The sequence below is a fragment of the Clostridium sp. HBUAS56017 genome (genome assembly GCF_007115085.1).
Lineage (GTDB): Bacteria > Bacillota > Clostridia > Clostridiales > Clostridiaceae > Clostridium > Clostridium cibarium.
Window position 1 is genome coordinate 51,350 of record NZ_SULK01000015.1, and the last position, 20,363, is coordinate 71,712.

Here is a 20,363-nt window from a genome sequence, read left to right on the forward strand (position 1 = left end):
TTATATATAACTTTTAATGTCGACACTTATTGAAAGCACTCGAACCAACAATAGTTAGTATATATTTAAAGACTGTTTATTTCAACTCTCGAATACCACCTTTTAAAGAAATTAACTCTATAATACTAACTCATAATATATTTTTCTCAATATTAATATCCAATTTACATTTTTATATCTATTCATTGTATATTTGCAAAATTAATATAAGGATCATAAATGCTCCTTATTGTTTTATAATCTTTTGATGATAATCTTTTATTTAATATTTTAAATATTTCCTCTGTCCCTCTCTCTTTATCTTCATCTTTCTCTTCTTTTCTTATCTTATCAATATCTACTTCTGACATATTTTTAATTATAGCTTGAACTTTGTTTATATTCTCTTCCGTCATACTACTTTCCATTGTTTCTTTACTCACTTTAAATATTGATTTACTCTCATTCACTTTTGTATTTAAATTGTCAATATTTACACTATTGTCTACATTATCGTTGAAAATTTCCTTTGACTTTTCTTCTACACTATAATTACTACTTCTTTTTGGCTCCCAAACCGCAATAGTATATATAGTTACTCCCAATGATATTAACATTAGCAATCTCAGTAAATTCTTCACTTTACCAACTCCTTTATTTTGATTTATTTCCACTATTTGTTTTTTTATACTTTCAAATACTATTTTACACTTCTTATTCATATATTTAGTCATAGGGGGTGTAAACGCGTGGTAAAAAGAAAAATTCATTATAAATCTGCACTGTCTTATTATGAAATTGCCGAGGGGATACGTGATTTTATAAGAGATGATTCCATAATTGTTTGTATAGGTACCGACAAATGTATAGGTGATTGTCTTGGCCCATTAGTTGGAACTATCTTAAAAGATAATCTATTTCCTCTTCCTATATATGGAACAATAGAAACTCCTATTCACGCATTAAATATTGATGATCGCTTGGAACAGATAAATAAACTTCATCCTAATGCATGTATAGTTGGCATAGATGCTTGCTTAGGTGAAACAAAATCAATAGGAGAAATTCATACAAGAGATTATGCTATTCATCCTGGTAAAGGCGTTGGCAAATCACTTCCTGATGTTGGCATGGCATCTATCATAGGTATTGTTGATACTAGTGATAACGCTGATTTTTTTTCTTCTCGCTCAATTAGATTATCATTAGTTTTAGATATGGCTAGAGTAATCTCCAAAGGAATCCTTCATGCATATTACTGGAACAAAGGTATAAATGTAATTATATAAACAAAAAGATTGGAAATATATATAATTTCCAATCTTTCATTCTATTCAAAAATTAATGTGATTTCTTGGGAGTTTTCTGAAAAATCCAACTTATCTAACAAACTTAGCATCTTTCCTGTGCCTTCTACAACACATTCAACTGAATCTTCTGCTACATATACGCTAACACCAGTTTCGAATTCAATAAGCTTATCTAGACCATCTAAAAGGGCTCCTCCACCAGTCATTAGTATACCTTTCTCCATTATGTCAGCAGCTAATTCTGGAGGACTGCTTTCTAATACAGCTTTTACGCTTTCAACAATCGTGTACGTAGATTCTTGTAAGGCTTGCCTAATTTCATCGGTCGATACTTCTATCTCGTCAGGTAATCCACTTACTAAATTTCTACCTTTCATTGTAGTGATAAGATTTCTATTTCCTTTGAAAGCAGTTGCTACATTTATTTTTAAGTCTTCTGCTGTCTTTTCTCCAATCATTATTTTATACTTTGTTCTAATGTATTTAATAATTGCTTCATCAAACCTATTTCCAGCAACCTTTATTGATTTTCTTACTACAACTCCGCCCAATGAAATGATGGCAATATCACATGTTCCACCACCTATATCAACAACCATAGCTCCATTAGGTCTTGTAACTTCAATTCCAGCTCCAACAGCTGCTGCTAATGGTTCCTCAATAATGTGAACTCTTTTGGCTCCCGAATTTCTTGTCGCGTCTATAACAGCTCTCTTCTCAACTTCAGTTGCTTGAGAAGGAATACATACTACTACATTAGGTGCTACTATATTTTTCTTTCCAACTGCCTTTTTTATGAACTCTTTTAACATCTTTTCTGTTATATCATAATCTGAGATTACCCCATCTCTCAATGGACGTACTGCGACTATATTTCCTGGTGTTCTCCCAATCATTTTTCTAGCATCTTCGCCTACAGCTAAAATCTTATTATTATTTTTATTTATAGCTACAACTGAAGGTTCTTTAAGTATTACACCTTTTCCTTTTTCATATATCAATACAGTAGCCGTACCTAAATCAATTCCTAATTCTGCTCCCCTTCTTAAAAACCACATTTATTTCACTCCTAATATCTTTTTTACAGGAAACTACAATATTTTTGCAAATTCTCCCTAAAGATAATTATATATATTTTACTATTATCATTCAATAGCTTTGTATTTTAATTTTGTTGCTTTTCCACCTCTAATATGTCGTTCAGCTTTATTTAATTCCAAAACACTATGTGTTTCTTCTGCGATTCTGGAATTTATTTTAGGTAGTCTTTCAGTCATGTCTTTATGAATGGTACTTTTACTTACTCCAAAAACTTTTGCAGTTTTTCTAATTGTAGCCTTAGAATCAATAATGTATTGAGCCACCTGTAGTACCCTTTCTTCAATGTAGTCTTTCAAAATGCTGCCTCCTTAACTAACTATATTTATAATTATGCAAGCTTTATCTGTTAAATTACTTATTAATCAGTCACTTTCTTCAAGAAAATGACTGATTAATATTATTTGCATTTATTATTGCTTACTTTTGTACGAAAAATACTTCAATGGATCAACTTGTTCATTATTTGCGTTAAATACCTGTATATTTAGGTACTCTTTATTGTAATTATCACCAAATATTTTTACTGATGTGCCAACCTTTCCTATAACTGTTCCGCCAGTTACTTTATCTCCTTGCTTAACCAATGTCTTTGAATCTAAATTACAATATTTAGTCTTCATTCCATTTGCATGTTTAATTAATATAGCTATTCCTTCTTGCACATCACCTTGCCCAACATTTTCAACTACTCCATCAGCAGCTGCTTTAACATCTGATCCAACCTTAGCTTGAACATCAATACCAGATATAGTTCTTAATTCTTTATCATTTATTTTCACTGGTTTTGGATATGTGTATCCTCTTAATAACGCTCCTTCTGTTGGATTTTTAAACTTAACATTATTATTAGTTATCACTGCTTTAGTAGCATCCTTATTTTCCTGATTTTTTTGAGTATTTTCTACTCTTTCCGCATTAGGAACTTGACTACTAACATCTTTATCTTTATCATCAACATTTAAAGTAATTTCTTGTTTTTGATCAGCAACTTCAGATTTCGATTCTGAAGTGTTTGCTTTCTTAAAAGCAATTGTTGCTACTGTAGTTACTATGCATAAGCAAATAAACAATACAACGTAAAAGCCCTCCTTTCTAAAAAAGTCTTTTACCTTTTGCTTATAGTTTTTATCCATATAAACACCTCCTTTTTGTATTATTTCCTCAAATAATAAATTAATACATTATTTACATAATTTTATTGCACCAAATTTCTACAAAATAAATAAAAAGCTATTTGAAACAATTTCTATTTCAAATAGCTCTAAAAACATTCTCTCTTCATCAATTTTTCTTATAGTTAAATCTACTAATTATTATACTTAATTTTCTCTATTTCAATTCCATTATAATAATGTTTCAATATTTCCGTGTAGCCTTTTCCTTCTTTAGCCATTACATTTGCCCCCCATTGACTCATTCCAACGCCATGTCCATATCCTTTGCAATCTATCTTTATTGAAGAACTTCCAAATTCTAAAGTAAAATTAGCAGAATTGATATTAAATATTTTTCTAAACTCCACTCCTGATATTGTTATACTATCTATCTTAATTTCTTTTACTCCTCCCCCATCAGTTCTTGATAAAATGCTAATACTAGATTTTAAGTTTTTTTCATCTAATTTGACCTTAGGATATTTTTTTTTAATTTTTGATAAAAACTCTCCATTTTTAACTTCCGTAACAGTTTCAAATTTCTTCGCTATTTCTTCTCCATGACTATCTGTTGACTTCAAATATGGAACATTATCAGCAAATACATCTTCAGAATTTTCTGTTTTTCCTGAACTAATTGCAAAAAATTGAGGATGTTTAGCTATTTCCCCTTCATAAACAAGTACTTCCTCTTTTGTAGAATTTACAGCATTAAGTATTCTATTCCAATTCTTTTCCCCTTCTGATTTTGACCAATTATTCATTCTATCTTCTTTGCTCATATATACCTGACAATGAGTAGAATTACATATTTCAGCACCATGAGCTTCTTCACATGGTGATAATCGTCTTGAAAAATAAAATGTTCTCGCAGCTACAGCCTGAGCTTTTAATGCCTCATCTCCAAAATCTGCTGGCATCTCAGCTGCTACAACTCCTGCTACATAATCTTCTAAATTAAGTTCCACTATCTGTTGTTTTTTTGTATCATACATTTTCACTTTATCTGTTCCCTTAACTTCTATTCCTTCTCCTTTTATATATTTTATAGAATGATCATCTATCTTATACTGATTTATAATATTAGGTTTAATAACAAATATTACACAAAACAACACTAAAAAGCATATTATAAACCCTGTCATTGCGAAAATAACTTTAAATTTGTTTAACATTTCCCTTATGTGCACTAACTTTCCTCCTATACGAATCATTATTTTATTTATATGCTTATTTAATGATTCATATAACTTATTTTATTTTTTGTTAAGTTCAATAAAAAAAGGTATCTATACCACCTAAAGACAGTATAGATACCTTTTTTATTTACTGATTCTTATAATATCTGCACCCAAATTTTTGAACTTTTCTTCCACATTTATATAACCACGATCTATGTGATATATATCATTTATTTCTGTTTTTCCTTCTGCTATTAACCCAGCAAGAATCATTGCTGCTCCTGCTCTTAAATCTGTAGCTTTGACTTCACATCCAGTTAGATTTTGAACACCTTCAATAAATGCTGTTCTTCCATCAATCTTTATTTTACTTCCCATCCTTGCTAATTCTGCCACATGCATAAACCTGTTTTCAAAAACAGTTTCTGTAATTATGCTAGATCCATTAATAATGCTTAATAGGCTCATCATCTGTGGTTGCATATCTGTAGGAAATCCTGGATATGGCATAGTTTTAATATCAATAGGCTTTTTATCCCCTCTACCATCAACAATTATACAATCATCTTTTTCTGTAAATATGATTCCACATTCTTTTAATTTCTCTATTAACGGTCTTAAATGTTCTTCATTAACCCCATTGATTTTGATTATACTATTTGTTATTGCTGCCGCTATCATAAATGTTCCGGCTTCAATTCTATCAAAAATAGGTTTATAGGTGATTCCTTTTAATGTTTTCACCCCATTTATAACAATTTTTCCTGTTCCAGCACCATCTATATCAGCTCCCATCGATATTAGAAAATTTGCTAAATCCCATACTTCAGGTTCTTCTGCTGCATTTTCAATTATTGTTGTTCCCTCTGCCAGTACTGATGCCATCAATATATTTTCTGTAGCTCCAACAGATGGAAAATCCAAATATATTCTATTTCCTATTAATTTCTTTGCGCTAGCCTCAACAATTCCATGACCTATATTAACATCTGCTCCTAATGCCTTAAATCCTTTTAAATGAAGATCTATAGGCCTACTACCTATATTACACCCTCCTGGTAAAGATAATTTACAATATCCAAACCTAGCAAGCATTGGTCCCATTATTAAGAATGATGCTCTCATCTTTTTTATTAATTCGCTATTTGCATCAGCTGGTATAATATTCTCTGTATTAATGGTAAGGCTGTTATTTATTTTAGAAATGTTAATATCACAATTTAATTCATTTAACAAATTACATATTACATTAACATCTTCTAACATAGGAGAATTTTGTATTATAACTTTATCAGGACATAAAATTGTTGCCACTATTATTGGTAATACTGAATTTTTTGCAGAACTTATATTTACTTCACCACTAAGTTTATTTCCACCTTTTACTATTATCTTTTCCATATTTTCCTCCATAATGAATTGTTAGTATGTTGCAAATATTACTGGTGTCCCAATAATTAAGTAAGAGCCTGTATCATAACTACTTACTGCAAAATTTACCCTTTCTCCATTATATATATAACCTGTTCCAACATAACCATTATGGATTGCTAGGGTGTTTATGTTCGTAATCTCTTGTATGTTTTTTATATTATCTATTGTCTCTTCTATATTTTTTATTTTTCCCTTTATATATTGAAAATATCTTATATGAAAAATATTTTTAGTTTGCAATTTAGTCAATTCTTTCATCAAAAATCCTAAGTTACTATCTTTATTGTAATTTATGATTTTTATTTCCACCATTGTCTTGTTATTCTCCTCCCAAATAGAGGCTTGTATATCAAAAGTGCTAGTCCTACTACTTATCTCATCTTCCATAACATTACAATTAGCATTAGCAAAATTCTTATTTATATTTTTTACTATTTTCTTAATTTCTTCCTGTTTTGAATTATTTGTGTTATACCTTGCCATGACACCATTTTGTGTAAAATCGCAAGTTTTACAAATTCTACTTTCAACGTTAATTATTCCTTCATTCTGTTTCCCATATGAATATACTGACTCACTAAAAAAGGAAAATAAGAATACTAGAATAAGGCATATTTTATTTTTCATGTATACACCCCACCTTTCTTCTTTAATTATTGTCAGCTATCTTTTTTTTATTCATTTTATTTCTATACTATAATATATAAATTTTACGCTTTTTGGTGAAAATTAATTTTTTATAACAAAAAAGAACACTCCTATCTGGAGTGCTCTTTTAAATCTATTCTTGCTAAAGCTCTTGCTAGTGCTAATTTAGCACGTTGAACATCGTATTTAGAATAATCTTTTAACCTATTTTCTGCTCTTTCTTTTGATTCTAATGCTCTATCTAAATCAATATCCTCTGGAAGCTCTGCAGCATCACAACAAAATACTAATTCATTATCCTTAACATTAACTACACCTTTTGAAGTAAATAATTCAACCTTACTTCCATCATTTCCTTCAACAACTGTAACACAAGGTATTGTACTTGTGATTATTGGAGCATGGTTATTTAAAATTTCTAAACTACTATTTACTGCTTTTGAAGCAAATCTCTTTACATCATCTTTTTCCATAACCACTTTATTAAGAGTTATTATTTTTACTTTTAAGGTTTTGGCCATAATTATCAGCCCCTTATCCTAAAGTCTTTGCCTTTTCTACGGCTTCTTCTATAGTCCCTACAAATATGAAAGCAGATTCTGGTATATCGTCATGCTTTCCTTCTAATATTTCTTTAAATCCTCTTATAGTGTCCTTTACTGATACATATTTACCTTTAATTCCAGTAAATTGTTCTCCAACTGTAAATGGTTGAGATAAGAATCTTTGTATTTTTCTAGCTCTTGTTACAACAGCTCTATCTTCTTCAGATAATTCATCCATACCAAGAATAGCAATTATATCTTGTAATTGTCTATATCTTTCAAGTATATTTTTAACTTCTGTAGCAACATTATAGTGTTCTTCACCAACAACTCTAGGATCAAGAATTCTTGAAGTTGATTCAAGTGGATCAACTGCTGGATAAATACCAAGCTCCGCTACACTTCTTGATAAAACTGTTGTTGCATCTAAGTGAGAGAAAGTTGTTGCTGGCGCTGGATCTGTAAGGTCATCAGCAGGCACGTATACAGCTTGAACTGATGTAATTGATCCATGTGTTGTTGATGTAATTCTCTCTTGTAGTGCTCCCATTTCAGTAGATAATGTTGGTTGATATCCAACAGCTGAAGGTATTCTACCAAGTAGAGCTGATACTTCTGATCCAGCTTGTGTAAATCTAAATATATTATCTATAAATAGAAGTACGTCTTGACCTTTATCTCTGAAGTATTCTGCCATTGTAAGTCCAGTTAATGCAACTCTCATTCTTGCACCTGGTGGTTCATTCATTTGTCCGAAAACTAGAGCTGTTTTTGAAATAACTCCTGAATCCTTCATTTCATGATATAAGTCATTACCTTCTCTTGATCTTTCTCCAACTCCTGTAAATACAGAAAGTCCACCATGTTCTTTTGCTATATTGTTAATTAACTCTTGAATTAATACAGTTTTACCAACACCTGCTCCACCAAATAGTCCAATTTTACCACCTTTTTGGTATGGTGCAAGTAAGTCTATAACCTTAATTCCTGTTTCAAACATTATAGGTTCAACTGATTGATCTTTAAAACTTGGAGCAGGCCTATGTATAGGATAAGTTTCTTTACTATTAACTGGTCCTTCATTATCCACAGGATTACCAAGAACATTAAATAATCTTCCTAGAACTTCTTCTCCAACTGGTACTGCAATAGGTTTTCCTGTATCTATTGCTTCCATACCTCTTCTTAATCCTTCTGTTGCTTCCATAGCTATGGCTCTAACTATGTCATCTCCCATGTGTTGTTCTACTTCTGCTACTAAAGTCTCTTCTCCCATTTTAATGTCTATAGCATTATATAGGTTAGGAAGAGAATCAGAATCAAATTTAATATCAATTACTGGTCCAATTACTTGGACAACTTTTCCATTCTTCCCAGGCATCTAAAGTACCTCCTTACTAATTTTGAGCCTCTGCTCCACTAACTATTTCAGTAATTTCTTGTGTTATAATTGATTGTCTTATTCTATTATATTTCAAATTCAAGTTTTCTAATATATCATTTGCATTGCTTGTTGCTCCATCCATTGCAGTCATTCTTGAACTTTGTTCACTGCATTTTGAACTAAGCATAAGTCTTCTTAACTTTCCTTTAAGATATACTTCTAAGGAATCTGTTAGAACTGTTTCATAATCTGGTTCAACAATTTGATCTACAGAAGTTCCTTCTAGTTTTTTAACTGGTAAAAGTAGTTCATCTTTTACTTCTTGCTTTACAGAAGATTGAAATTCTGTATAAACAATATGAACTTCTGAAACTTCCTTTGAATTATAAAGAGACAATGCTTTTTCACAAATGACTTTAACTTCCTTTGCAGTTGGAATATCAGGAATATCAACATATTCAGATACTGTTTCAAAACCAGCTCTTTTAACATAACCAATTCCTTTACTTCCAACGGTAATTACGCGAGTATTATTCATATCATTTTCAACTAAATTCTCAAGAAATGTAACTACGTTATTATTATATCCACCACATAATCCTTGATCTGAAGTCATTACTATATATAATTTTTTTTCGCTATTATTACCAGAAAAATAAGGACTTACGAAATCAGATTCAGCTGATGCTAGCGATCTAACTATTTGTTCAGCTGCTTTCATGTACTCTTCATTAGCACTTAATTCCATCCTACATCTTCTAAGCTTAGAAGTGGCAACAAGCCCCATGGCATTTGTTATTTTCTTAGTACTTTGTACTGATTTCATTCTTCTCTTTATTTCTATCAGTCCTGCTGCACCCATAAGTCCACCTCCTAAAGAATTGCATAGCTTTGTTAAAAGCTATGCCTCTTGTAAAAATATCTTTTTATAGCTAACTACGGCTTCCTCTAGTCCAGACTTAATTCCATCAGTTAATTCCTTATCATCAACAATTTGTTTTAATAAATCTCTTTGATGTGTATCCATATATTCTAAGAAGCCTTGTTCAAATTTTCTTATATCACTTACTTTAATATCAGAAAGGAAATCATTAACTGCTGCATAAAGGATAGCAATTTGCTTTTCAACATCCATTGGTTGATATTGTCCTTGTTTTAGCACTTCCATTAATCTCATACCTTTTTCAATTCTTCTCTTTGAATCCTTATCTAAGTCAGATCCAAATTGTGAGAAGGAAGCAAGTTCTCTATATTGAGCAAGTTCAAGTCTTAATGTACCAGATACTTGCTTCATAGCCTTAATTTGAGCATTACCACCAACTCTTGATACTGATATACCTGCATTAACAGCTGGTCTTACCCCTGAATTAAATAAATCAGATTCTAAGAATATTTGTCCATCTGTAATAGATATAACGTTAGTTGGTATATATGCTGTAACATCTCCAGCTTGAGTTTCAATTATTGGTAGAGCTGTTAAAGATCCTCCGCCAAGTTCTGGAGAAAGTTTTGCTGCTCTTTCTAGTAATCTTGAATGTATGTAGAATACATCTCCAGGATATGCTTCTCTTCCTGGTGGTCTCCTTAGTAATAATGACATTGTTCTATAAGCAACTGCGTGCTTAGATAAATCATCATATATAACTAATACATCCTTACCTTGATCCATAAAGTATTCACCAATACTGCATCCCGCATATGGTGCTAGGTATTGAAGTGGTGCTGAATCAGATGCTGTTGAACTTACTATTACAGTATAGTCCATTGCTCCCATTTCTGTAAGTGTATTTACTATATGTGCAACAGTTGATTGCTTTTGACCTATAGCAACATATATACATATTACATCTTTACCTTTTTGATTTATTATTGTGTCTATTCCTAAAGCTGTCTTTCCTGTTTGTCTATCTCCAATGATAAGTTCTCTTTGACCTCTACCTATTGGTATCATTGAATCAATAGCCTTAATTCCTGTTTGAATTGGTTCGTTAACAGAACTTCTTTTTATTATACTTGGAGCTGGTGTTTCTATAGCTCTATTTTCTTTAGAAGCTATAGGTCCTTTTCCATCTATAGGTTTTCCTAAAGAGTCTACTACTCTTCCTATTACTGCTTCACCTACTGGAACTTCAACTATTCTATTTGTTCTCTTAACTATGTCTCCTTCTTTAATTCCTTCTTCTGAGCCTAGTAAAACACAACCTACGTTGTCTTGCTCAAGGTTAAGAGCCATACCGTATACTTCATTTGGGAATTCTAATAATTCTCCTTGCATGCAATCGTCTAGACCATATACTCTAGCTATTCCATCACCAACTTGAATTATTGTACCAGAATCTACTGTTTCAATATGCTTTTCATATTTTTCTATTTCTTGTTTTATAATAGAAGTTATTTCTTCTGGTTTTATATTCATGGACTCACCTCTATTCTCTCTTAAGCATTAAATCTTTCATTTCGTCTAGCTTTGATTTGACAGTTCCATCTATAACATCATTTCCTACTTTTACAAAAACTCCGCCTAAGATACTTTTGTCAACTTCTGTAGTCATGATAATATTTTTATCATACTTTTCTTCAAGTTTTTTCTTCAAAGCTTCTACTTCACTCTCTAATAGTGGTACAGCTGTTTTTACTGTAGCTATAAGAGTGTTATTTTTCTCAAGATGAATTTTTTCCATCTCATTATATTTTTCTCTAATAAATGATATTCTATCTTTCTCAATAAGTATTAATAAGTAAGATAACAAATCTTTATCTATATTATCCTTAAATATATTAACAAATGTTTCCTTCTTCTTATTTGTACTTATTTGAGGATGTTTAATAACTTTACCAAACTCTTCGTTATTATCTATTAGATCACATATTTCTCTAAGGTCTCTTAGATATTCCTCAACTTTATCTTTTTCTTCAGCAATCTGATATAAGGCAAGAGCATATCTTTTATCTAAATATTCATACATATTTAATTACCTACCTTAGTGATAAAATCTTCTATTAATTGCCTTTGCTTTTCATTATCTTCAATCTTTTCTTGAAGAGCTTTAGCTGATATATCTATAGCTAAATCAACTGCTTGTTTCTTAAGTTCAAACTCAGCCTTTTCTCTTTCACGATTGATTTCTGTCTTAGCTCTTTCAATGATAGTCTTAGCTTCTTTATTGGCATCAGCTACTATTTCATCATATACCTTGCCCGCTTTATCCTTTTGAACTTCAACTATCTTGCTACCTTCTTCTTTTGCTGTCTTTAATATTCTTTCATTTTCAACAAGATATAATCTTGCTTTTTGAGAATCTTCATCAGCCTTTTCAATTTGAGAATTAATATAATCTTCTCTATCTTGGATGGCTAATTTAATTTTATCCCATAGAAAATGTTTTAATATTAATATTAATATTATAAAGTTTATAATTGTTAGAATAAGGGTAGTTGGTTCTAATCCTAATTTATCCATTTTCTTATAGCCTCCCTTCGGAGTCAATCTAAGTTAACTCTTAATTTTTATGATAATACGAACATAAGTATTAATGAAACAACTAATCCATAAATAGCTGTTGCTTCTGAAAGACCAGCTCCTAGGATAAATAAACTTTGAATCTTACCTGATGCTTCTGGTTGTCTAGCAATAGCTTCTGCTGACTTTCCAGCTGCTATACCTATACCAATACCTGCTCCAATACCTGATAATACAGCAATACCTGCTCCTATAAGTGCTAAATTCATAATTCTTCCTCCTTAAAATTCGCTTTTTTTAATGATGTTCTGCTGTAACTTTAATATTTATTACAGTCAACATTGTAAATACTAACATTTGAATCAATCCATCAAACACATCAAAATATGCATGAAGAATGACTGGTAACCCTATTCCTGCTATAAATGCTACGCCTTCTAATGCTTCATAAGCAAGATCTGTAATTATTACAGCTGCTACCATATTACCAAAAAGTCGTAGTGCTAAGGAAAAAGGTACAACAACTCTTTCCATAAGGTTTAGTGGTAACATAAATATACTAGGTGATGCTAAACCTTTTAAGAAACCTAACAAACCATTTCTTTTCAATGCATTTGCATTGATAACAACAAATGTTGATATTGCAAGACCGGCTGTTACACCTAAGCATGCTGTTGGTGGTTTAACTCCTACTAATCCTGTTAGGTTCAAAGCCACTAGAAAAACTATAAGTGTTCCTACATAAGGTATATACCCAACATAGTTTTCACCCATATTGCCTTTAACAAGATTTTCAACAGCCCTATATAAAGATTCAAGTGCTATTTGAACTTTACCAGGTTCTCTTTTTAAGTTTCTTGTTAAAAGAAAAGACACTACTGCTAAAATTAGCATTATTATCCACTGCCATATAACCTGTTTACCGATTATAGCTGTGAATCCACCAATGTCAAAAGAAAAAATAGGTTCTACTGCTTCCAACTCTTACCACTTCCCTCCTTCGATATTATACAATAGCCTAATACTATAAAATGTATCATATAGCCAACTAAATATGATATTATTAGTTCGAAATTATGTATAAATGGAAAAACACAAATGAGTATAAAAAAAATTCTAGCTATCCTAGAAATAACTAGCATAAAAGAACTTTTCCCCAACCATTTTGTTGTTTCAAACACACTTATTATAAAGTTGACCACTGATACAAATATTCCTAGTAAAAAAACTAATGCAACTTGTTGATTAAAGATCAGTCCAATAATTAAAGACATAAATAATCCACAAATCATATCATATTTTGCTACAATTGAAATAAGCTTATTCATCTCTTTACTCATCTGACAATCTTCATCCTTTCGACCTAGTAATTATATCTCCAGCTGAATTATTAAGAAAACCTTAATTATAAGCAAATCTACTTAAAAATGACCATTTTTTAAAAATAATTACCATTATTGCCTGATATCTTAAGTAAAGTTCTCCACAGTTCGTTTTGCATGAATTTGCTATCAAAAAATCATTTTTTTAAATATTCTGAAATATCATTTTTCTACAAAATATATGTGATAACATTTTCATTCTCATTATTTTATAATTTACTTAAATAACTTGTCGAAATTTTTTCATATCGTTACTTTTATTGCTTATAAATCAATTCCCTCATAATTTATGCTACAAACAATTGACACTTCTTTATAGAATTTATTCATAAAATTCACTATAAAATCACTTTAAAATCTCGTCAAATGTTTGGTTTATCTCATAAATACTAGCCTTTAAGTACTCTTTATCCTTTCCTTAAACCTAATTAATTATTCATATTACTTAATATAAAAAAGTTCAGTAATAATCAACATTATTACTGAACTTGAATTTAAAATAGTATTAAACTCTTTCTACTATAAGTGCTGTTCCCATTCCGCCACCTATACATAAAGTAGCTAACCCTCTCTTAGCATCTCTCTTTTGCATTTCATAAAGTAAAGTAGTAAGAATTCTTGCTCCTGATGCTCCAACTGGATGCCCTAAAGCAATAGCTCCACCATTAACATTTACTTTTTCCATATCAAATTTAAGATCCTTAGCAACAGCTAAACTTTGTGCAGCAAATGCTTCATTTGCTTCAATTAAATCTAAATCTTCAACAGTTAAGTTCGCAGCTTCTAAAGCTTTCTTTGTTGCATGGAATGGACCATAACCCATTATTGCAGGATCTAATCCCTTAGAACCATAAGATACTATCTTAGCTAATGGCTTAACACCTAATTCTTTAGCTTTTTCAGCGCTCATAACAACGAAAGCTGCAGCTCCATCATTAATTCCTGATGCATTACCAGCAGTAACTGTACCATCTTTAATAAATGCTGGTCTAAGTTTTGCTAAAGTTTCTGCTGTTGTCCCGAATCTTGGGAATTCATCAGTATCAAATACCTTTGGTTCACCTTTTCTTTGAGGAATAACAACTGGAACTATTTCATCCTTAAATCTTCCTTCTTTTATAGCTTTTTCAGCTTTTTGTTGAGAAGCTGCTGAGAAAGCATCTTGTTCTTCTCTAGTAAGATTCCATTCCTTAGCTATATTCTCTGCAGTAACCCCCATATGATAGTTATTAAACGCATCCCATAAAGCATCCTTAATCATTGTATCAACTAGCTTTCCGTCTCCCATTCTTTGACCCCATCTAGCTTTATCTAAAACATAAGGTGCTGCTGACATGTTTTCCATACCACCTGCAACTACTATGTCTGCATCTCCAGCTTTAATCATTTGGGCTGCTAATGCAACTGTTCTTAATCCTGAACCACATACTTTATTTATTGTCATAGCTGGAACTTCATTTGGTAGCCCTGCTTTTATAGTTGCTTGTCTCGCTACATTTTGACCAAGCCCTGCTTGAATAACATTTCCCATAACTACTTCTTCAACTAGTTCTGGTTTAATACCAGCTCTATTTACTGCTTCTTTAATAACTAGTGCTCCTAAATCTGCTGCTGGAACATCCTTTAATGATCCTCCGAATGAACCAAGTGCTGTTCTTGCTGCACTTGCAATAACTACTTCTCTCATTATTAACATCCTCCTAAATTGCAAAATTTATACTTACGTGTTCGTTAAACAATTAACATACTTTTATTATACCATTTTTTATATATTTTACAATAGGATTTTGTTAAATTTTAAACAAACTATCTAAGAAATTCTTCAACTTCTTTATCACTTAATTCAAAATATTTTAATATTGCATCTGCAATTCTTTCTGAAGCCTTACCATCTCCGTATGGATTAACAGCTTTGCTCATTTTTTCATAAGCCAATTTATTGTTTAACAACAAATTAGCCTCCTCTACAATCTTCTCTATATCTGTTCCTACTAATTTCACAGTTCCATACTCAACAGCTTCAGGTCTTTCTGTTACATCTCGAAGCACTAATACAGGTTTACCTAAATGTGGTGCTTCTTCTTGTAATCCGCCTGAATCAGTCATAACCATAAATGACTTATTCATTAAGTTATGAGTTTCTTGAGTATCTAATGGAGGTAATAGATGAATTCTATCATTACCTCCTAATTTTTCATGCACTACATCTTTTACTACAGGATTTAAATGAACAAGATATACTAATTCAACATCTTTATTTGCTTCTACTATTCTGTTTAATGATTCACAAATATTTTCTATACCTTCTCCCCAATTTTCTCTTCTATGGGCAGTTATCATAATTACTTTTTTCTTCTCAAAATCAATTTTGTTTAATTCATCATTTTCAAAAACATAATCTTCTTTTACCGTATGAAGCATAGCATCTATTACAGTATTTCCAGTTATGTATATATGGCCTTCATTTACCCCTTCTCTTAACAAGTTTTCTTTTGACCCTTTAGTCGGTGCAAAGTGTAAATCAGCCAAAGATCCTGTTAACTTTCTATTCATCTCCTCTGGAAACGGAAAGTATTTATCAAAAGTTCTAAGTCCAGCTTCCACATGCCCTACTTTAATTTGTTGATAGAATGCCGCTAGCGCTCCACCAAATGTAGTCGTAGTATCTCCATGAACTAATATCATATCTGGTTTTTCTTCTTGAAATACACTTTCCAAACCTTCTAAAACTCTATTAGTTATTCCTGTTAATGTTTGCTTACTCTTCATTATATTCAAATCATAATCTGGTGTTATACTAAAATATTCTAGTACTTGGTCAAGCATTTCCCTATGTTGAGCTGTGACACAAACCTTAGATTCAATTTCCTCACGTCTTTCTAACTCCTTTACTAAAGGCGCCATTTTAATAGCTTCTGGCCTTGTGCCAAAGATTGTCAATATCTTTTTTTTCAAAAGTACTACCTCCTAATGTTATCCTTATATATGTATGTTTTATTAAATATACACTTCTATATTAAATATTATACCATTAATATCCTAAATCAGAACTTAAAGAATCATCATCTTCAATCCAATCACAAACATTTATAATTCTGTACTCACTTTTTGTATCTCTAATTATTACTCTTTCTATTCCAGAATTTATAATAAGCCTTTTGCACATTGTACATGAATTTGCATCTTTAACTAATTCCTTAGTCTTCATCTCTCTTCCAACCAAATATAAAGTTGCCCCTATCATATCCCTACGAGAAGCGCTTATTATAGCATTAGCTTCTGAATGAACAGAACGACATAACTCATATTGTGTACCTCTAGGAACATTTAATTTTTCTCTCTTACAGAAACCCAAATCATTACAATTCTTTCTTCCTCTCGGTGCTCCTGTATATCCAGTTGAAATTATTTCATCATTCTTCACTATAATCGATCCATAATTTCTTCTGAGGCATGTTCCTCTTTCTAAGACAGTTTCTGCTATATCTAAATAATAATTTATCTTATCTCTTCTATCCATGTCATAACTCTCCTAAATCATGTATTTATATTATTATACTATCTCTTTCTAATAAATACTAGATTTCTAAGATGTACATATTTAAAGGGATTAGAAAGAATACATTATTCTTTTTAATCCCCTCAATTTTCATAAAACTATTTAGTACCAAATAGTCTGTCTCCTGCATCCCCAAGTCCAGGAACAATATATCCATTTTCATTTAATTTTTCATCTATTGATGCAATATAAATATCAACATCTGGATGAGCCTTTTGTATTGCTTCTATTCCTTCTGGAGCACCTATTAGACAAGCAAGTCTCAAATTCTTAGCTCCTCTTTTCTTTAGCATTGTTAATGCATCAATTGCTGATCCACCCGTTGCAAGCATTGGATCTACAACAATAATTTCTCTTTCAGCTATATCTTCTGGTAACTTACAGAAATATTCTACTGGTTTTAGTGTAGTTTCATCTCTATATAATCCAATATGTCCAACCTTTGCTGCTGGAACTAACTTAAGCATGCCATCAACCATTCCAAGACCTGCTCTTAATATTGGCACTATAGCTAGTTTCTTTCCTTCTAGCATCTTACATTTTGTCTTACAAATTGGAGTTTCTATTTCTACTTCTTCCATACTTAGATTTCTTGTTACCTCATAAGCTAAAAGCGTAGAAACTTCACTAACTAGGTCTCTAAATTCCTTTGATCCTGTTTCCTTATTTCTTATAAATGCAAGCTTATGTAAAACTAATGGATGATTCACTTCAACTACTTTACTCATTATGACCCCTCCGTCTATTTATTATATTTCTTTTCAATCTCTGTTATTTTATTAATTCTTTTAATGTGTCTATCGCCTTCAAATTTAGTTTCTAAAAATGTTTTAACAATATCTATTGCTAGCCCAGCACCAACTACTCTTTGCCCCATTGTTAATATATTCGCATCATTATGTTCTCTTGTAGCATGTGCGCTAAATGTATCTGAACATAAAGCAGCTCTTATTCCTGGAACTTTATTTGCTGCTATACCAATACCAATACCTGTTCCACATATTAATATACCAAATTCAAATTCCTTATTAGCTACAGCTTCTGCAACCTTTAATGAATAATCAGGATAATCACAGGATTCAGCTGAAAAAGTTCCAAAATCCTTTACTTCATATCCATTTTCTTTAAGATACTTATTTATCTCTTCTTTTAATTCATAACCACCATGGTCCGCTCCTAAAGCAATTTTCATTTTTGCACCTCCTAAAGTTACTTGATAGATACACTAGCTTATTATACGCAATAATAAAGACACCAGCTCTTTAAATTATCATCTATGAAGATAATATCATTGTTTAGTAATTTTTACTTTTAAACTACTTAACAAAATTTAAAAAGAGCAACTGCCTCACATATAATAATATAACTTGGTTTTATATACTAGTCTATTTTTATGTTTTTTTATTATGCATTTTATATCCCTATAGGGTTTAATTAAACAGTTAGCATTAAGTTCTTCTATTTTAAATTCAATATAACTAAATAGTTTTTTCATTTCTAACTCCTTAACAAATGCTTAATATATCGTATCCAGCAGCTTTCTTCAATCTGTTCATTACTGCTATCCCCACGCCTTTTTCTTCAAAGGCTTCTGAAAGTATTATATCTACTCCCATATCATCAAAACTTCTAAGTGACTCAAATAAATTTTGAGCGACATCTTCAAGTTTAGAAACACTACCTATGACTATAATTTCTCCGGCTTTATATCTATTCCTATTCTCATCTGATGATAAAATTCCTACCTTTTTCCCATCATCTATATAATTGTGTACTAATTCATTAATTTTTTCAATAGTTTTTTCTCTATCTCCTGAAACTATTTTTACTTTTGCCTTTGGTGAATAGTGTTTATATTTCATCCCAGGTGCTTTTGGCTTAAAATCCCCTGTTGGTTTTTCCATAATAGCACTATCTAATTCAATTCTATCATCTAACTGTCGCAACATCTCTAAGGTTATTCCACCTGGTCTCAAAATTACAGGAGGATTTACTGTACAATCTACTATAGTTGATTCTACTCCAACCTTACTTCTCTCTCCACCAATAATATAATCTACTTTTCCCGATAAATCTTCAACACATCTTTCAACTTCTGTTGGACTTGGTCTTCCACTTATATTAGCTGAGGGTCCTGCTATAGGAGTATTAGATAACTCAATTAATTTCAATGCTATTTCATTATCTGGCATTCTTATTCCAATACTGCTTAAATTAGCACTAGTTACATTAGGAATTATATCTTTCTTTTTTAAAATTATTGTAAGTGGGCCTGGCCAAAACCTATCGATCATGTTTTGTGCTATATCTGGAACTTCTTCCACTAGTCCACTTATATCTTTTGAAGCCACATGAACTATCAATGGATTATCTTGAGGCCTCCCTTTAGCAATAAAAATTGCTTTAACTGCCTCTTCATTTAATGCATCTGCTCCTAATCCATAAACCGTTTCTGTTGGAAATACTACAGTTTTTCCTTCTCTAATTCCATTTGCTGCTTCCTTAATGAATTTTAAATCCTGATCTATATTCTTAACTATAGCTATTTTTGTATCCAAACTTAACTCCCTCTTTCCTCATACCAATGTTTGCCCTCTAGCTATTTTTATGTTTTGTATCCCCTCTGCTGTATAAACTGCTTTTACACAATTTTTGTATATTGTGTCTAATAATATGTACTTATTTAAGCCACCTCTTCTTATTATTTGATAATAATATATTCCTTGATTATTTTCTTTGATTTTTAAATAATCCTTTGTAAGTAATGGATGCCTCTTTAAAAATGATTTCACTATTGGTTTTAATGATCTATTTTTAAAGTTTACTGACGTTACTATTATTATTTCCATATCTTCTTCAATTTTCTCAGTATGTACAAGAACCACTTTATCACAAAAAATCAAACTTTCTTTTCCAAACAATCCACCTTTTATCTTTAACCTATTGTTACTACAAAAATAAGAAAGCCTAGTACTATTTATTTTGCTTATTGCACTGAGTAGTATTAACACCTCTATAAACAACAAATAACTTAAATAAAGAGGCGTGTCTAATCCCGTCAAGAACACAGCTAATGGTAATATTATAGCTATTGATGCCATAGTAATATAAAACATCTTGTGGAATTTTTTTTCACGTTTAAGTGCTTTATATATATTCACTGTGCCTCCCCCCTTTATGATGATATCTAAATATAAATATTCAAATTTAAAGCCCTACATTTCAA

General features: G+C 31.1%; 24 protein-coding genes. 1 reads left to right on the forward strand and 23 read right to left on the reverse strand.

From position 1 onward, the window contains the following. Positions 1 to 182 precede the first annotated feature (182 nt). Positions 183 to 620, reverse strand: coding sequence for a hypothetical protein (locus tag FAY47_RS13420; protein ID WP_143317423.1), 438 nt, complete (start codon positions 618 to 620; stop codon positions 183 to 185). Positions 621 to 728: 108 nt separating this feature from the next. On the opposite strand from FAY47_RS13420, the gene yyaC reads away from it, so the two are divergent. After that, a complete protein-coding gene (yyaC, locus tag FAY47_RS13425) occupies positions 729 to 1,268 on the forward strand; it encodes a spore protease YyaC (RefSeq protein WP_143317424.1) in 540 nt (179 codons plus the stop codon). Positions 1,269 to 1,309: 41 nt separating this feature from the next. On the opposite strand, the gene mreB is transcribed toward yyaC, so the two are convergent. The 22 genes from mreB to FAY47_RS13535 form a co-directional block, all read right to left on the reverse strand. Further along, positions 1,310 to 2,347 carry a rod shape-determining protein MreB gene (mreB, locus tag FAY47_RS13430; protein WP_143317425.1) on the reverse strand — a complete coding sequence of 346 codons (1,038 nt, stop codon included), beginning with the start codon at positions 2,345 to 2,347 and terminating at the stop codon, positions 1,310 to 1,312. 87 nt (positions 2,348 to 2,434) lie between these two features. Further along, on the reverse strand, positions 2,435 to 2,686 hold the full coding sequence (gene spoIIID / locus FAY47_RS13435; RefSeq protein ID WP_143317426.1) for a sporulation transcriptional regulator SpoIIID: 252 nt from the start codon (positions 2,684 to 2,686) through the stop codon (positions 2,435 to 2,437). 114 nt (positions 2,687 to 2,800) lie between these two features. Further along, positions 2,801 to 3,523, reverse strand: coding sequence for a M23 family metallopeptidase (locus FAY47_RS13440; RefSeq protein ID WP_143317427.1), 723 nt, complete (start codon positions 3,521 to 3,523; stop codon positions 2,801 to 2,803). Between the two features lie 173 nt (positions 3,524 to 3,696). After that, positions 3,697 to 4,719, reverse strand: a complete 1,023-nt coding sequence (gene spoIID, locus FAY47_RS13445) for a stage II sporulation protein D (RefSeq protein ID WP_243129623.1) — start codon at positions 4,717 to 4,719, stop codon at positions 3,697 to 3,699. A gap of 147 nt (positions 4,720 to 4,866) precedes the next feature. Beyond that, positions 4,867 to 6,126 (reverse strand): UDP-N-acetylglucosamine 1-carboxyvinyltransferase, encoded by a 1,260-nt coding sequence (gene murA, locus FAY47_RS13450; protein ID WP_143317429.1) that lies wholly within the window; start codon positions 6,124 to 6,126, stop codon positions 4,867 to 4,869. A 21-nt stretch (positions 6,127 to 6,147) separates the two neighbouring features. Then, a complete protein-coding gene (locus tag FAY47_RS13455; protein WP_143317430.1) occupies positions 6,148 to 6,786 on the reverse strand; it encodes a hypothetical protein in 639 nt (212 codons plus the stop codon). Between the two features lie 131 nt (positions 6,787 to 6,917). Then, entirely contained in the window at positions 6,918 to 7,328 is a 411-nt protein-coding gene (locus tag FAY47_RS13460) for an ATP synthase delta/epsilon chain alpha-helix domain-containing protein (RefSeq protein WP_143317431.1), read from the reverse strand. A 13-nt stretch (positions 7,329 to 7,341) separates the two neighbouring features. Further along, complete coding sequence (gene atpD, locus FAY47_RS13465; RefSeq protein WP_143317432.1) at positions 7,342 to 8,733, reverse strand: F0F1 ATP synthase subunit beta; 1,392 nt, start codon at positions 8,731 to 8,733, stop codon at positions 7,342 to 7,344. A gap of 16 nt (positions 8,734 to 8,749) precedes the next feature. Further along, on the reverse strand, positions 8,750 to 9,598 hold the full coding sequence (gene atpG / locus FAY47_RS13470) for an ATP synthase F1 subunit gamma (protein ID WP_143317433.1): 849 nt from the start codon (positions 9,596 to 9,598) through the stop codon (positions 8,750 to 8,752). A gap of 39 nt (positions 9,599 to 9,637) precedes the next feature. Then, on the reverse strand, positions 9,638 to 11,152 hold the full coding sequence (atpA, locus tag FAY47_RS13475; protein WP_143317434.1) for a F0F1 ATP synthase subunit alpha: 1,515 nt from the start codon (positions 11,150 to 11,152) through the stop codon (positions 9,638 to 9,640). 10 nt (positions 11,153 to 11,162) lie between these two features. Further along, positions 11,163 to 11,702 (reverse strand): F0F1 ATP synthase subunit delta, encoded by a 540-nt coding sequence (locus FAY47_RS13480; RefSeq protein ID WP_143317435.1) that lies wholly within the window; start codon positions 11,700 to 11,702, stop codon positions 11,163 to 11,165. A 2-nt stretch (positions 11,703 to 11,704) separates the two neighbouring features. Further along, a complete protein-coding gene (locus FAY47_RS13485; RefSeq protein ID WP_143317436.1) occupies positions 11,705 to 12,196 on the reverse strand; it encodes a F0F1 ATP synthase subunit B in 492 nt (163 codons plus the stop codon). A gap of 47 nt (positions 12,197 to 12,243) precedes the next feature. After that, positions 12,244 to 12,465, reverse strand: a complete 222-nt coding sequence (gene atpE / locus FAY47_RS13490) for an ATP synthase F0 subunit C (protein WP_143317437.1) — start codon at positions 12,463 to 12,465, stop codon at positions 12,244 to 12,246. Positions 12,466 to 12,493: 28 nt separating this feature from the next. Continuing rightward, positions 12,494 to 13,177 carry a F0F1 ATP synthase subunit A gene (locus FAY47_RS13495; protein WP_143317438.1) on the reverse strand — a complete coding sequence of 228 codons (684 nt, stop codon included), beginning with the start codon at positions 13,175 to 13,177 and terminating at the stop codon, positions 12,494 to 12,496. After that, a complete protein-coding gene (locus FAY47_RS13500) occupies positions 13,165 to 13,536 on the reverse strand; it encodes a hypothetical protein (RefSeq protein ID WP_143317439.1) in 372 nt (123 codons plus the stop codon). Before FAY47_RS13500 ends, FAY47_RS13495 begins: the two co-directional genes overlap by 13 nt. A gap of 547 nt (positions 13,537 to 14,083) precedes the next feature. Next, positions 14,084 to 15,265 (reverse strand): acetyl-CoA C-acetyltransferase, encoded by a 1,182-nt coding sequence (locus FAY47_RS13505; RefSeq protein WP_143317440.1) that lies wholly within the window; start codon positions 15,263 to 15,265, stop codon positions 14,084 to 14,086. Between the two features lie 119 nt (positions 15,266 to 15,384). After that, the gene (gene wecB, locus FAY47_RS13510; protein WP_143317489.1) at positions 15,385 to 16,482 is read right to left on the reverse strand and encodes a UDP-N-acetylglucosamine 2-epimerase (non-hydrolyzing); all 1,098 of its coding nucleotides are present in this window, start codon (positions 16,480 to 16,482) and stop codon (positions 15,385 to 15,387) included. 127 nt (positions 16,483 to 16,609) lie between these two features. Further along, entirely contained in the window at positions 16,610 to 17,098 is a 489-nt protein-coding gene (locus FAY47_RS13515; RefSeq protein WP_143317441.1) for a deaminase, read from the reverse strand. Positions 17,099 to 17,235: 137 nt separating this feature from the next. Continuing rightward, positions 17,236 to 17,865 carry a uracil phosphoribosyltransferase gene (gene upp / locus FAY47_RS13520; protein WP_143317442.1) on the reverse strand — a complete coding sequence of 210 codons (630 nt, stop codon included), beginning with the start codon at positions 17,863 to 17,865 and terminating at the stop codon, positions 17,236 to 17,238. A 14-nt stretch (positions 17,866 to 17,879) separates the two neighbouring features. After that, the gene (rpiB, locus tag FAY47_RS13525) at positions 17,880 to 18,329 is read right to left on the reverse strand and encodes a ribose 5-phosphate isomerase B (RefSeq protein ID WP_143317443.1); all 450 of its coding nucleotides are present in this window, start codon (positions 18,327 to 18,329) and stop codon (positions 17,880 to 17,882) included. A gap of 313 nt (positions 18,330 to 18,642) precedes the next feature. Next, positions 18,643 to 19,695 (reverse strand): L-threonylcarbamoyladenylate synthase, encoded by a 1,053-nt coding sequence (locus FAY47_RS13530; protein ID WP_143317444.1) that lies wholly within the window; start codon positions 19,693 to 19,695, stop codon positions 18,643 to 18,645. A gap of 18 nt (positions 19,696 to 19,713) precedes the next feature. Then, a complete protein-coding gene (locus tag FAY47_RS13535; RefSeq protein WP_143317445.1) occupies positions 19,714 to 20,298 on the reverse strand; it encodes a 60S ribosomal protein L22 in 585 nt (194 codons plus the stop codon). Positions 20,299 to 20,363: the final 65 nt, after the last annotated feature.

Bases quoted from the DNA above. Each gene is read 5' to 3' on its own strand.
- mreB (WP_143317425.1), bottom strand. From the start codon at position 2,347: ATGTGGTTTTTAAGAAGGGGAGCAGAATTAGGAATTGATTTAGGTACG.
- FAY47_RS13440 (WP_143317427.1), bottom strand. From the start codon at position 3,523: ATGGATAAAAACTATAAGCAAAAGGTAAAAGACTTTTTTAGAAAGGAG.
- spoIID (WP_243129623.1), bottom strand. From the start codon at position 4,719: ATGTTAAACAAATTTAAAGTTATTTTCGCAATGACAGGGTTTATAATA.
- murA (WP_143317429.1), bottom strand. From the start codon at position 6,126: ATGGAAAAGATAATAGTAAAAGGTGGAAATAAACTTAGTGGTGAAGTA.
- FAY47_RS13455 (WP_143317430.1), bottom strand. From the start codon at position 6,786: ATGAAAAATAAAATATGCCTTATTCTAGTATTCTTATTTTCCTTTTTT.
- FAY47_RS13460 (WP_143317431.1), bottom strand. From the start codon at position 7,328: ATGGCCAAAACCTTAAAAGTAAAAATAATAACTCTTAATAAAGTGGTT.
- atpD (WP_143317432.1), bottom strand. From the start codon at position 8,733: ATGCCTGGGAAGAATGGAAAAGTTGTCCAAGTAATTGGACCAGTAATT.
- atpG (WP_143317433.1), bottom strand. From the start codon at position 9,598: ATGGGTGCAGCAGGACTGATAGAAATAAAGAGAAGAATGAAATCAGTA.
- atpA (WP_143317434.1), bottom strand. From the start codon at position 11,152: ATGAATATAAAACCAGAAGAAATAACTTCTATTATAAAACAAGAAATA.
- FAY47_RS13480 (WP_143317435.1), bottom strand. From the start codon at position 11,702: ATGTATGAATATTTAGATAAAAGATATGCTCTTGCCTTATATCAGATT.
- FAY47_RS13485 (WP_143317436.1), bottom strand. From the start codon at position 12,196: ATGGATAAATTAGGATTAGAACCAACTACCCTTATTCTAACAATTATA.
- atpE (WP_143317437.1), bottom strand. From the start codon at position 12,465: ATGAATTTAGCACTTATAGGAGCAGGTATTGCTGTATTATCAGGTATT.
- FAY47_RS13500 (WP_143317439.1), bottom strand. From the start codon at position 13,536: ATGAGTAAAGAGATGAATAAGCTTATTTCAATTGTAGCAAAATATGAT.
- FAY47_RS13505 (WP_143317440.1), bottom strand. From the start codon at position 15,265: ATGAGAGAAGTAGTTATTGCAAGTGCAGCAAGAACAGCACTTGGTTCA.
- wecB (WP_143317489.1), bottom strand. From the start codon at position 16,482: ATGGCGCCTTTAGTAAAGGAGTTAGAAAGACGTGAGGAAATTGAATCT.
- FAY47_RS13515 (WP_143317441.1), bottom strand. From the start codon at position 17,098: ATGGATAGAAGAGATAAGATAAATTATTATTTAGATATAGCAGAAACT.
- upp (WP_143317442.1), bottom strand. From the start codon at position 17,865: ATGAGTAAAGTAGTTGAAGTGAATCATCCATTAGTTTTACATAAGCTT.
- rpiB (WP_143317443.1), bottom strand. From the start codon at position 18,329: ATGAAAATTGCTTTAGGAGCGGACCATGGTGGTTATGAATTAAAAGAA.